Annotated in this window: 11 protein-coding genes and 1 pseudogene; 5 read left to right on the plus strand and 7 right to left on the minus strand. The window is 58.4% G+C overall.

Annotated features, from left to right (window positions below):
• Positions 1 to 91 precede the first annotated feature (91 nt).
• Complete coding sequence (gloA, locus tag QK293_RS15005) at positions 92 to 613, minus strand: lactoylglutathione lyase (RefSeq protein ID WP_282378202.1); 522 nt, start codon at positions 611 to 613, stop codon at positions 92 to 94.
• Positions 614 to 758: 145 nt separating this feature from the next.
• Between gloA and QK293_RS15010 the strand changes: the two genes are divergently transcribed.
• Positions 759 to 1,283 (plus strand): DUF4946 domain-containing protein, encoded by a 525-nt coding sequence (locus tag QK293_RS15010; RefSeq protein WP_282378479.1) that lies wholly within the window; start codon positions 759 to 761, stop codon positions 1,281 to 1,283.
• A gap of 176 nt (positions 1,284 to 1,459) precedes the next feature.
• Here QK293_RS15010 and QK293_RS15015 read toward each other — a convergent pair whose 3' ends face one another.
• The 3 genes and pseudogenes from QK293_RS15015 to QK293_RS15025 form a co-directional block, all read right to left on the minus strand.
• On the minus strand, positions 1,460 to 1,825 hold the full coding sequence (locus QK293_RS15015; protein WP_282378204.1) for a histone-like nucleoid-structuring protein, MvaT/MvaU family: 366 nt from the start codon (positions 1,823 to 1,825) through the stop codon (positions 1,460 to 1,462).
• 385 nt (positions 1,826 to 2,210) lie between these two features.
• Positions 2,211 to 2,555, minus strand: a pseudogene (locus QK293_RS15020) (CSS-motif domain-containing protein); the annotation flags it as partial.
• A 112-nt stretch (positions 2,556 to 2,667) separates the two neighbouring features.
• Positions 2,668 to 3,540, minus strand: a complete 873-nt coding sequence (locus tag QK293_RS15025) for a LysR family transcriptional regulator (protein WP_282378206.1) — start codon at positions 3,538 to 3,540, stop codon at positions 2,668 to 2,670.
• Positions 3,541 to 3,619: 79 nt separating this feature from the next.
• Here QK293_RS15025 and QK293_RS15030 point away from each other — a divergent pair, with 79 nt between their 5' ends.
• A complete protein-coding gene (locus tag QK293_RS15030) occupies positions 3,620 to 4,564 on the plus strand; it encodes an EamA family transporter (RefSeq protein WP_282378208.1) in 945 nt (314 codons plus the stop codon).
• A gap of 252 nt (positions 4,565 to 4,816) precedes the next feature.
• Positions 4,817 to 5,893: a 4-hydroxyphenylpyruvate dioxygenase gene (hppD, locus tag QK293_RS15035; protein ID WP_282378210.1), complete on the plus strand. Its 1,077-nt coding sequence runs from the start codon at positions 4,817 to 4,819 to the stop codon at positions 5,891 to 5,893.
• 63 nt (positions 5,894 to 5,956) lie between these two features.
• Here the strand turns inward: hppD and rarD are convergent, their stop codons facing one another.
• From rarD to QK293_RS15050, 3 genes are all read right to left on the minus strand, one after another.
• Positions 5,957 to 6,844, minus strand: a complete 888-nt coding sequence (gene rarD / locus QK293_RS15040; protein ID WP_282378212.1) for an EamA family transporter RarD — start codon at positions 6,842 to 6,844, stop codon at positions 5,957 to 5,959.
• A gap of 125 nt (positions 6,845 to 6,969) precedes the next feature.
• Positions 6,970 to 7,983: an aldo/keto reductase gene (locus tag QK293_RS15045; protein WP_282378215.1), complete on the minus strand. Its 1,014-nt coding sequence runs from the start codon at positions 7,981 to 7,983 to the stop codon at positions 6,970 to 6,972.
• Positions 7,984 to 8,078: 95 nt separating this feature from the next.
• Positions 8,079 to 9,389 carry an MFS transporter gene (locus QK293_RS15050; RefSeq protein ID WP_282378217.1) on the minus strand — a complete coding sequence of 437 codons (1,311 nt, stop codon included), beginning with the start codon at positions 9,387 to 9,389 and terminating at the stop codon, positions 8,079 to 8,081.
• A gap of 168 nt (positions 9,390 to 9,557) precedes the next feature.
• On the opposite strand from QK293_RS15050, the gene QK293_RS15055 reads away from it, so the two are divergent.
• Positions 9,558 to 10,688: a sugar diacid recognition domain-containing protein gene (locus tag QK293_RS15055; RefSeq protein WP_282378220.1), complete on the plus strand. Its 1,131-nt coding sequence runs from the start codon at positions 9,558 to 9,560 to the stop codon at positions 10,686 to 10,688.
• Positions 10,689 to 10,957: 269 nt separating this feature from the next.
• Positions 10,958 to 12,100: a glycerate kinase gene (locus QK293_RS15060; protein WP_282378223.1), complete on the plus strand. Its 1,143-nt coding sequence runs from the start codon at positions 10,958 to 10,960 to the stop codon at positions 12,098 to 12,100.
• Positions 12,101 to 12,411 lie beyond the last annotated feature (311 nt).

A 12,411-nucleotide genomic window follows, 5' to 3' on the forward strand; every position in this document is an offset into this window, starting at 1 on the left:
AACACGCATCAAAAACAGTATTGCAGAAAAGGGGGTAACCATAGATGTGGGAGCGAGCTTGCTCGCTCCCACAGGAGATTTGTGGTGAGTGTTACATCGGGGCTGGCTGAATGATTTCAACCCAGTAAGCATCCGGGTCTTTGATGAACGCCAGGCTCTTCATGCGACCGTCATTCAGGCGTTTCTGGAAATCGCAGCCCAGCGCTTCGAAGCGCTCGCAGGCAACGCGGATGTCTGGCACCGAGATGCAGATATGGCCAAAACCGCGCGGGTCAGTGTTGCCGTTGTGGTAGGCGAAATCCGCGTCGTTCTCAGTGCCGTGGTTGTGGGTCAACTCCAGAATGCCGGGGATCGACTTCATCCACTCGGTGCGAGCAGCGGCGTCGGCCGGGATCTGGTTTTTATCAACCAGCGCCAGGAAGTACAGGCTGAACTCGGCTTCCGGGAAGTCGCGTTTTTCTACCAGCGAGAAACCCAAAATGCGCGTGTAGAAATCCAGGGACTTGGTGATGTCCTTGACTCGCAGCATGGTGTGGTTGAAGACGAACTTCTGGGTGGCGGTGTCAGGTTGGGCAGTCACGCCTGGGAAGGTGTTCAATTCGTGCAGGCTCATGGGCCCTCCGGAAAATAAGTGGGGCTAACGAATGGCGATAATCATACGCAAGGGCTCGGACATCACCAAACCCAAACCGTCGGCTATTGCCTGACAGACGGGCGAGGCTCAAACTTTACGGTTCTATCCGTGGGTGTTCATCGCAATGATTCGATTCTGTAAATCCTCCTTCGTCCTGATTGGCGTGCTCTCAGCGGTTGCCTGCGCTCACGCAGACGAGCCAATCATGACCTGGCCCAACGGCTGGGAGGTCGAAGCCGTCCCGCACGATGACGCCAACGCTCAGGTGTTCCGCCAGCGCGCGGTGAAAAACGATGAGGGCGGCACGCCGGTGATGGTGATGGAGTTGACCATGACTCAGGTGGAAAGCGGTCATCAGGTGAATCTGCAAGGCGTGTTGCTGGAGATGCGCAAGTCGGTGCAGAAGGACTTCTTTCAAGGCGGCTATCAAAGTGTCTGCAACAAGATTCACCCGACGACCTTGAGCCGCTTATCCGCGCTGGAAACTACCTGCACGATCACGCAGAACGGAAGGCATGTGCTCTCTCAAACATTGGTTGCCGCCGTGGATGCCGATAAGGCCTATGTTCTTTCCTACGCGGGGCAGGCAGAGGCTTATAAGGCAAGTCAGGATGAAATAGAGGCCGCCCGTAACAGCTTGAAACTTTAGTTAAGGATTTCAATGGCTGCCGGTTTCAGCGCATTCTGAAATTTTTAGATACCCAAAGGGATTAAACCCAAAGTTACTCAACAAGTAGTGAGTTGATCGACGCCAATCGTTGCATTTAGAAGGCGTCCATGAAAAAGCCCTGCAGTGGCAGGGCTTTTTTTTGTCACCGCGAGTGCTTAGCCGCGCAGCCAGGAATCAACGGTAGCCGCACCGTATTGTTCCTTCCAGGCTTTCAGGCCGCGGTGGTTGCCACCCTTGGTTTCAATCAGTTCACCGGTGTGCGGATTCTGATAAACCTTGACCACGCGTGCGCGGCGGGTTTTAGGCGCAGTTGCCTGTAGCAGGCCGGATTTTGCCGGGTTCGGATCGAGAATAGAGACGATGTCGCGCAGGCTCTTGCCGTAGGTCTTCATCAGCCCCTGGAGCTTTTCTTCGAATTCGATTTCTTTCTTGAGCCCGGCATCGTTCTTCAGGGACTCCAGCTGTTTAAGCTGCTCTTGAAGGGCCTTTTCAGCTGCACGAAATTCAGCGAGTCTGGACAATATCTTTACTCCAATAGTGTGTTTGGCTGATACCAACCGCAAACAAAGCTATAAGCCAAGAGCCTTGAGGCGACTCGGTGATAATGGCTCACCTGCCAATCTTGCGCAGGCATGAAAAATTGTAGTAGTTAATTGATCAAGAGTAAATCCTGTCTTTTTCTTCATGTAACAACAGTAGTCTTTTGAATCAAATGGGTGCGCGGTCTCCTTGTCTCGTCGATTAGAGCCGCTAGTTAATGGTGACTTAATGCGTTAATGAACTCTGCGCCGGGCATCGGCCGGCCGAACAGATAACCTTGCAGGAAGTTCACGCCGTGAGCGGTCAGATAATCACCTTGCTCCGCGGTTTCCCCTTGGGGTAGTCGCCGGGATTGACCTTTTCCTAATAGTCGCCGAACAGCGAACTGCAATAAAGGTTGTTGTCCTGCACCAGATTGGTCGAGCGCACGAATGGACGGCGGGTGACCTGTTGGTGCGGGGCCAGTTAGACGTCGTTGCAATTTTGCCCGGCCAGTGGCAGCAATTCGTGCGCGGCCTGAGCGGCGTTGTCGAGCACCAATTCGAATTGGCGCATGGCTTCTTCGGCGGTCTGCTCGGTGCTGTGTTTGAGTGCGCGTTCAGCCTGCATATAGAGAATGGCGAACCCCAGCAGCACCGGGAGTACTCCGCTCAGTAAAGTCACAGCCATCCTGACGCTGCGTTTGCGGCGGGTTTTGACGTTCAGCGGCATTTGCGAAACCTGTAACGATGAAATAGGGCTCTCAAATGCTGGCAGGACGGGACGCCTTCCAAAAAGAGTTCAGGTAAAGGCCATGATAGATGGCTCTTGGCGCGTGTGCCGCTCAGCGGTAGTTCAGACCCTCGGCCAATTTGATAAAGGCCAGCGCTGCAGGTGATGACTGGCGCTGGTCCAGTACCGCCAGACCCACCTGACGTGCGACCGGAGGCGACAGTGGCTTTTTCACGTAGCGACTGTCGAGGTCGTGGGGCAATGAGCCTTCGGCGATGACCGTCAGCGCATCGCCTCGGCCAACGGTATCCAGCGTACTCAGGAGTTGCGAGCAGCGATAACGGACGTTCGGTGTCAGCCGGGCGGCACTGAACAGTCGCGACACCAGTTCCGAAGAACCGGCCTCGGTCAACACAAAGGGGTCGTGACACAAATCGCTCAAGCTCAGGCTGTCTCGACGGGCCAGCGGGTGATTGACGGGCAGCAGCGCAACCATCTGGTCTTTGATCAGCGCAAAGGTGTCGAATCGATCCTCAGGCAACACCACGAAGCCGATATCGATACGCCGCTCCTCCAGCCACTGGATCACCTGCCGGTCCGGGCCTTCGTCTATGTGGACCTCGATGCCCGGATGAGCCGCGCGGTAATGCTGCAGGATCAGCGGCAGCAGTTTGATTGATGAGGTCGGGCCGAATGAGCCGATGCGCAAGGTACCGCGTTTCATTCCGCGAGCATCGGCCGCTTCCTGGCGCAAGGTGTTAGCCAGGCCCAGCATCGCCCGGGCGCGCGGCAAAAGCTGTTGGCCGATGTCGCTGAGTTCGACCTGGGATTGATGCCGACGCAGCAGCTCCACGCCCAATTCCTGTTCCAGCGACTTGAGGGCGTGAGAGACCGCGGATTGGGAAATCCCCAGGCGATTGGCTGCCGCGGTAAAACCGTGAAGCTCGGCGACCAGAGAAAAAATCTCCAGTTGGGTAAGGGTCATGACTGTTTACTCATTTTACGATGACAAGGTATTAGCTAGATGATACGTCATCTTCCCCGATATCTCGTTCTGGAAACCTATGACAACCTGTGAGCAGAGCCTGTCCAACCCTTCGGATGTGCCGGTTTATCTGAAACTGGCTGCAGTCACCATGATCTGGGGCGGCACTTTTGTCGCCGGGCGGTTTCTGTCTGATAGCCTCAGCCCCTTGTTTGCCGCCAGCCTGCGATTCTTGCTGGCCAGCGTGGCGTTGCTGCTGTTTCTACTACTGGCCCGCGTGCCGCTCGCCCGACCCCGCCCAAGGCAATGGCTGCAATTGGCGCTGCTGGGTTTTTTCGGGATCTTCTTCTACAACCTGTGCTTCTTTTATGGTTTGCAATACATCAATGCCTCACGGGCGTCATTGATTGTGGCGTTGAATCCAGCGGTGATCGGCCTGGCATCATGGTTGTTATTCAAGGAACGCTTGAGTCGAGCAAAAGTCATCGGGATTGCGATCTGTATTGCTGGAGCGAGCCTGGTGATCGTTAGCCGTAACCCGCAATTGTTGGCCGGCAATCCCGATGCCTGGATAGGCGATCTTTTGATATTTGGCTGTGTTCTCGGCTGGGGCGTTTATTCGCTGTTCTCCAAAGATCTGAACCAGACGCTAGGCCCGGTACAAACGGTGACGTACTCAATTCTGTTGGGCACGCTGATGCTGTGGGTGACCAGTGCTGTTTGCGGTGAGTTGAGTGTTGCTGCAGTTGCCAGCCTCGGGCCAAAGCAATGGTTGAGCCTGATGTACCTAGGCGTAGTGGGCTCGGCGCTGGCCTACATCGGTTATTACGACGGCCTTCGCAAAATCGGCGCGACGCGCTCAGGCGTGTTCATCGCCCTGAACCCGCTGACCGCGGTGATCCTCGGTGCGCTGCTGTTGAGCGAGCAGTTGACCCTGACGATGTGCCTGGGAGGAGGGCTGATCCTCGCGGGGATTTTCCTGTGCAACAAACCCCTTGCGCGAGCAGGGAGAAAGGGGATTTGATACAGAAGGCGGACAAACCGATTTACGCTGTGTAGAATCGGGTTACGCATATAAGAATAATCGTCTTCTGGCAGCAGAAGCCTCGCCCGCAAGAGCCTTGGGTCGACAATGAAGAGTTTTGGGTTTCAATTAATCTACGGTGACTTCCTCGCCCGCAGCGTGCGGGGCATCTCCTGCGCACCACCCGCCGGTCTCAGCATTGCTAGCAACTAACGATCCGTTAATTGATAAGAAAATGATGAGGCGCCAACCATGGCAGATTTATACGAAAACCCAATGGGCCTGATGGGCTTTGAATTCATCGAGTTTGCATCGCCGACCCCGAATACCCTGGAGCCGATCTTCCAGATCATGGGCTTCACCAAGGTCGCGACCCACCGTTCCAAAGACGTGCACCTGTATCGCCAGGGCCAGATCAACCTGATCCTCAACAACGAACCTCACAGCGTCGCTTCGTACTTCGCGGCCGAGCACGGGCCGTCGGTGTGCGGCATGGCGTTCCGCGTCAAGAATGCCCAGCAGGCGTTTTCCCGGGCCCTGGAACTGGGCGCCCAGCCGATTCACATCGAAACCGGCCCGATGGAGCTAAACCTGCCGGCGATCAAAGGCATCGGCGGCGCGCCGCTGTACCTGATCGACCGTTTCGGCGAAGGCAGTTCGATCTACGACATCGACTTCGTGTTCATCGAAGGCGTTGACCGCAACCCTGTCGGGGCCGGCCTGAAGATCATCGACCACCTGACCCACAACGTGTATCGCGGTCGCATGGCCTACTGGGCCAACTTCTACGAGAAGCTGTTCAACTTCCGCGAGATCCGTTTTTTCGACATCAAAGGCGAATACACCGGCCTGACCTCCAAGGCCATGACCGCGCCGGACGGCATGATTCGCATCCCGTTGAACGAAGAGTCGTCCAAGGGTGCCGGTCAGATCGAAGAGTTCCTGATGCAGTTCAACGGCGAGGGCATCCAGCACGTTGCTTTCCTGTCCGATGACCTGATCAAGACCTGGGATCATTTGAAAAGCATTGGCATGCGCTTCATGACCGCGCCGCCTGAAACCTATTACGAAATGCTCGAAGGCCGCCTGCCGAATCACGGTGAGCCGGTTGATCAACTGCAGTCGCGCGGCATTCTGCTGGACGGTTCGTCCGAGTCGGGCGACAAGCGTCTGCTGCTGCAGATCTTCTCCGAAGCCCTGATGGGCCCGGTGTTCTTCGAGTTCATCCAGCGTAAAGGCGACGATGGTTTCGGCGAAGGCAACTTCAAGGCGTTGTTCGAATCCATCGAACGCGACCAGGTTCGTCGTGGCGTGCTCTCCACCGACTAAGCCGTTTCGGATGTAAAAAAGCCCGGTCAGCAGCAATGCTGGCCGGGCTTTTTCGTGCCGGTCCTACATTGATTTTCGTCGATGCCGGACCAGGTGTTTGAACCCTTCGAACACCAGAACAACCACCGCCAACCAAATCGGGATGTAGGTCAGCCATTCACCGGCCTTGATGCTTTCCCCCAGCAGCAACGCGACGCCGAGCAACAGCACCGGCTCGACATAGCTCAACAACCCGAACAGGCTGAACGGCAACAGCCGGCTGGCGATGATGTAGACCACCAGCGCCGAAGCACTAATCACCCCGAGCGACGGGATCAGCAGCGACAGCCACGGATGTTGATCGAACACGCCGAAACCCTGTTCACCGCCCTGAACGAACCAGAAAGCCACCGGCAGCATCAAGGCCATGTCCATCCACAAGCCGCCGAGGTTGTCGGTCGTCAGTCGTTTGCGCAGGATGAAGTAGAGCGGATAACCGACAACGACCAGCAAGGTTGCCCAGGAAAAACCGCCGACCTGATACAGCTCGTTGAGCACGCCGAGGGAAGCAAAAAACACGGCAACCTTTTGCAGGTAGGACAACCGCTCGCCATAAGCGATCCGCCCCGTCAGAACCATGGACAGCGGTAGCAGGAAATAGCCCAGTGACACGTCGAGGCTATAGCCGTTGAGCGGCGCCCACATGAACAACCAGAGCTGAAGGCCAAGCAACGTCGCGGAAAGGATCAGGCCGGCGAGCAATTTTGGTTGGCCAACCAGCCGCCGAAAAAGGGCGGTTACGCGTTTCCATTCACCGGAGACCACCATGAACACGGTCATGCACGGTAAGGTCAGCAGCATCCGCCAGCCGAAAATTTCCACGCCGCTCAAAGGCGTGAGCAGCGAGGTGAAGTAATACATGACGGCAAACAGCACCGAGGCTGAAACCGATAGAGCGATACCTTTAGACAAACTGTCCTCGCGAAGTTGAACGTTAAACGGGGGCGGAGGATACGTGGTTTTCTCGTTGAATATTGTCCGATCGATCAACACCGACCCACTGTGGGAGCGAGCTCCCACATGGACCGTGTATTCATTTAGCTATTGCGTGGTTTTCGTCCTGACACAAAGTGGCTCACATCATTAAACCCCGGCGTCGACGCATGCCCTGGCGTCACCAGCGAATCAATGAACGCTTCATCCTCCGCCGTGATCTTCACCGCCTGAGCCTTAGTGTAGGCATCCCATTGTTCTTCGGTACGCGGGCCGACGATGGCTGAGGTGACAGCGCTGTTGTTCAGCACCCAGGCGATGGCGAATTCGACGATGCCCACGCCACGCCCTTGCGTGTACTGCTGGATCTGCTGAGCAATGCGCAGTGATTCGACGCGCCATTCGGTCTCCAGAATGCGTTTGTCCTGACGACCCGCGCGGCTGTTGGTGTCCGGCTTCACGTCCGGCGCGTATTTACCGCTGAGTACGCCGCGCGCCAGTGGGCTGTAAGGCACCACGCCGAGGCCATAGTTTTGCGCGGCGGTAATCTGCTCGGTTTCCACCTGACGGTTGACGATGTTGTACAGCGGCTGACTGATGACCGGCCGGTCGACGCCCAGTTGATCGGCCACACGAATCACTTCGGCGATGCGCCAGCCACGGTAGTTCGAGAGGCCCCAGTAGCGGATTTTGCCCTGGCGGATCAAATCACCGATGGCCGACACCGTGACTTCCAGCGGCGTATTGTGGTCTTCGCGATGCAGGTAATAGATGTCGAGATAGTCGGTGCCCAGGCGCGTCAGGCTGGCGTCGATGCCATTGAAAATGTGCTTGCGGCTCAGGCCGCTGCGATTCGGCACGCCGTCCACCGGGCCGAAACCGACCTTGGTGGCCAGCACCCACTCGTGGCGGTTACCGGCGATCGCTTCGCCGACGATCTCTTCAGAGCGGCCGTTGGTGTAAACATCTGCGGTGTCGATGAAATTGATGCCCTGGTCCCAGGCCTTGTCGATGATCCGCAGGGAATCTTCGGTGCTGGTCTGTTCGCCGAACATCATGGTGCCCAGGGTCAGGGTCGACACTTGTAAACCCGAATGACCCAGCGTGCGATAGCTCATGACGAAATCCTTTTACCGGTGGGAAAGGCTCAATCAAATACCAGAACAACCGCACGGGGCAAACTGAAATATTGAACACCCCGTGCCGATCAACCTTAAACCCGCAACGTCCGCGTCATACGCAACGCCAACAAGCTCCCGCATACAATCACACCCGCCAGTAAATAAAGCGCTGCATCAGTCGACCCGGTGCTGTCCTTGACCCAACCCACCAGATACGGACTCAGGAAACCCGCCATCTGCCCCATGGAGTTGATCAACGCCAAACCACCCGCCGCCGCACCGGCGCTGAGCAGCGCAGTCGGCACTGGCCAAAACATCGGCAGGCCGGTGAGGGCGCCCATGGTGGCGATGGTCAGTCCGAGGATGGCGATGGCCGGGTTGGCAGCGAAGTTCACGGCGATCAGCAGGCCCACCGCGCCCATCAGCATCGGCACCACCAAGTGCCAGCGGCGCTCTTTTCGCAGGTCGGCGGAGCGGCCGACCATCAACATGAACAACGCCGCCAGCAGGTACGGAATCGCACTGAGCCAGCCGATCACCAGGTTATCGCTGAAGCCCAGGTTCTTGATGATCGACGGCAGCCAGAAATTGATCGCGTAAACGCCGCTCTGGATGCAGAAGTAGATCAGGCCAAATGCCCAGATCGCCGGGTTCTTGAACACCGCCAGCAGCGAGTCGGTGGTGGTTTTCGGTTTGTTGACCAGGTCTTCAGCGTGGTCGGCTTCCAGCACCGAGCGCTCGAACGGCGTGAGCCATTTGGCATTTGCGTAACTGTCGCTGAGCAGGAAGTACGCCAGCGCGCCGAGGATGATGGTCGGGATACCTTGCAGCAGGAACATCCACTGCCAGCCGGCCAAGCCACCTTGCCCGGCGCCGAAGTGGTTGAGGATCCAGCCGGAAAACGGGCTGCCGAGCAGGCCGGACACCGGGATCGCCGACATGAACAGCGCCATGATGCGGCCACGGCGGAAGGTCGGGAACCACTGCGAAAGGTAAAGCACCACACCCGGGAAGAACCCGGCTTCGGCCGCGCCAGTGAACAGGCGCAGGGTGTAGAACTCGGTCGGTGTGGTGACGAACAGCAAACAGGTCGAGAGCGAGCCCCAGACGATCATCATCAGCGCGATCCAGCGGCGCGGGCCGAATTTGGTCAGGGCCAGGTTGCTCGGCACGCCGCACAGCACGTAGCCGATAAAGAAAATCCCGGCCCCGAGGCCGTACACGGTTTCGCTGAACTTCAGTGCGTCGAGCATCTGCAGCTTGGCAAATCCAACGTTCACCCGGTCGAGGTAGTTGAACAGGTAGCAGATGAAGATGAAGGGAATCAAACGCAGGGTGATGCGTTTGTAGACGGCGTTTTTCTCGTCAACGATGGCCTGGGTAGCGGCGGCGCTCTGTGACATGGCGGCTCTCTCTTTATTATGATTTTTTGCGATGCAAAGGGTAACGTTGATCGCCCAACGAGTCTCGGCCAACCCTTGGGTCATTGTCTTTGTGCCTGAGCACAGGGTTTGCAACCAAGGCCTGTGCGGGTGAACAATCCGCTCATCACGCTTTCAAGGATCACCGCTATGTTCGAACTCGATCACGACCTGGCCCAGGACATCGTCGACCGGGCGATGGCCATCCTGCCGTACAACGTTAACGTCATGGACAGCCAGGGACTGATTCTCGGCAGCGGCGAACCGGAGCGCGTCAACACTCGTCATGAAGGCGCGCAACTGGTGTTGGCCAACGGGCGAGTGGTGGAGATCGACGCCCAAACAGCGATTCATCTCAAAGGTGTGCAGCCGGGTATCAACTTGCCGCTGTTGCTCGATCAGCGCTTGATTGGCGTGCTGGGCATCACCGGCGAACCCGAGCAATTGCGCACCTACGCCGAACTGGTGCGGATGACCGCCGAGATGCTGGTCGGCCAGCGCAATCAGCAGGCCGAACAGCAATGGCGGCGTCAGCGTTGCGACGATCTGCTGGCGTTGCTGCTCACTGAGGCCGGGGAATCGCCGCGGCTGATCGATGAAGCGCAACAGCTTGGGCTCAAGCCGCAGATGACGCGGGTGCCGTATCTGTTCGAGTTAGGGATGGAACACGGTCCGGGGCAAACCGTCGAAGCGCTCAGCGCCTGGCTGATGTCGCGCTACCCTGACAGTTGGTGTGTGAGTTCGGCCAAGTCCTCGTTGCTCTGGTGCCGGCCGGCCAGCCAGGCGATCGAGAATGATCGGCTGCTGGAGAAACTCGACGGCCTGGGCTGGAACATCCTGCGCATCGCCGTGGGTGGGCAGGCCGATGGGCTGTCGGGACTGCGCCGCTGCTACCGCCGCGTCGGCGACTTGCTGGCCTATGGACGAGATGTGTTGCCGCACTCCCGTTTGCTGACGCTCACCCGTTACCGATTGCCGGTGATGCTCTGGCGTCACCGCAACGACGACGCGCTGGACGAGTTGCTCAAACCGCTGCGCCAAGTGATCGCCAAGGATGGCAACGGCCAATTGCTGGCAACCCTGCGCTGCTGGTGCGATCACGACGGCCAGAGCCAGGCCTGTGCCGATGCACTGGGTATCCACCGCAACAGCCTGCGTTATCGAATGGAGCGAATTGCCGAGCTCAGCGGCGTCGACCCGCTAAGGCTGGACGGGATGCGAGCGCTTTATTTGGGCGTGCAGCTCCTCCCACAGACTGAATTGCCGAACACCCACCCGTAGCAGCTGCCGAGCAGCGCGAGGCTGCGTTCGGCTGCGCAGCAGTCGTCAATCCTGCAAGCATGGTTTACCTGATACTCCGCACCGCATGATTTCACGACTGCTGCGCAGCCGAACGCAGCCTCGCGCTGCTCGGCAGCTGCTACAACAAACAGTGCAACCCGAGGGTTTTGTGGGAATGAACAATAATCGGCATGCCCGCTTGTGCAGCGGACCGGCGTTATTGTTCTTGCCTGCTGGCAGCATGAGGGCATTGGAACTGGAGAATTCGAATGAAAATCGTCATCGCCCCCGATTCGTTCAAGGACAGCCTGAGTGCCCAAGGTGTGGCTGATGCCATTGCCCAAGGATTGGCGGAGGTCTGGCCCGACGCACAACTGGTCAAATGCCCCATGGCTGACGGCGGGGAGGGGACCGTCGAGTCGATTCTGGCGGCGTGCGAGGGCGAACTGCGCCGAACCCAAGTCCGCGGGCCGCTCGGCGCAGCGGTTGAGGCCGCTTGGGGCTGGTTACCCCAGAGCCACACCGCGATCATCGAAATGGCCGAGGCCAGTGGCCTGCAGCTGGTTCCGCCGGGCCAGCGTGATGCCTGCCTCAGCAGCACGTTCGGCACCGGCGAATTGATCCGCACCGCGCTGGACGCGGGAGCGCAACGGGTCATTCTGGCGATTGGCGGCAGCGCCACCAACGACGGCGGTGCGGGGGCGATGCAAGCCTTGGGTGTGAAACTGCTGGACGCACAGGGCCAGACGCTTGCACCGGGAGGTCTGGCGCTCGCGCAGTTAGCGCGAATCGACATGAGTGAAATTGACCCGCGTCTGGCCGAGGTGCGATTCGACATCGCCGCCGATGTTAACAACCCACTGTGCGGCCCTCACGGTGCCTCAGCGATTTTCGGCCCGCAGAAAGGCGCGTCGCCCGAGCAAGTCCAGCAACTGGATAACGCGCTCGGACACTTTGCCGAACGGTGCGCCCAGGTCCTGAATAACGACGTACGTGACGAACCGGGCAGCGGAGCGGCGGGAGGGCTGGGCTTTGCCGCCAAAGCGTTTCTGGGTGCGCAGTTCAAGGCCGGCGTCGAAGTGGTCGCTGAACTGGTCGGCCTCGACGATGCGGTCAAGGGCGCCGATTTGGTGATCTCCGGCGAAGGTCGTTTCGATGCGCAAACCCTGCGTGGCAAGACACCGTTTGGTGTGGCGCGTATCGCTCGTCAGCATGGCGTACCGGTGATCGTCATCGCCGGGACACTGGGTCAGGGTTATCAGGCACTGTACGAACATGGCATTGATGCTGCGTTTGCCTTGGCCAGTGGGCCGATGACGCTGGAGCAGGCTTGCGCCGAGGCCCCGCGGTTGTTGCGGGAGCGGGCCAGTGATGTTGCGCGGGTTTGGCGGGTGGCCGCCCGCAAAGCCTGAAACCGTACGATCACCTGTAGCAGCTGCCGAGCCTGCGAGGCTGCGTTCGACTGCGAAGCAGTCGTAAATCCGGCAACCGGTTTTTCCTGACACACCGCGCTGCATGACTTCACGACTGCTTCGCAGCCGAACGCAGCCTCGCAGGCTCGGCAGCTGCTACATGTAATTCGGTGAAATATTTTTCTCCAATCCCCGCAGGAAACCTCATCCCCAGCCGATACAGCCAATAGGCCCACACAAACCAACTCCAACAGTGGCGCCAAGCTGAAAACGCGCGCGCCATCGCCCGCCATTCAGCGATCACGGCAAGG

It is taken from the genome of Pseudomonas sp. AL03 (genome assembly GCF_029960815.1).
Classification (GTDB): Bacteria; Pseudomonadota; Gammaproteobacteria; order Pseudomonadales; family Pseudomonadaceae; genus Aquipseudomonas.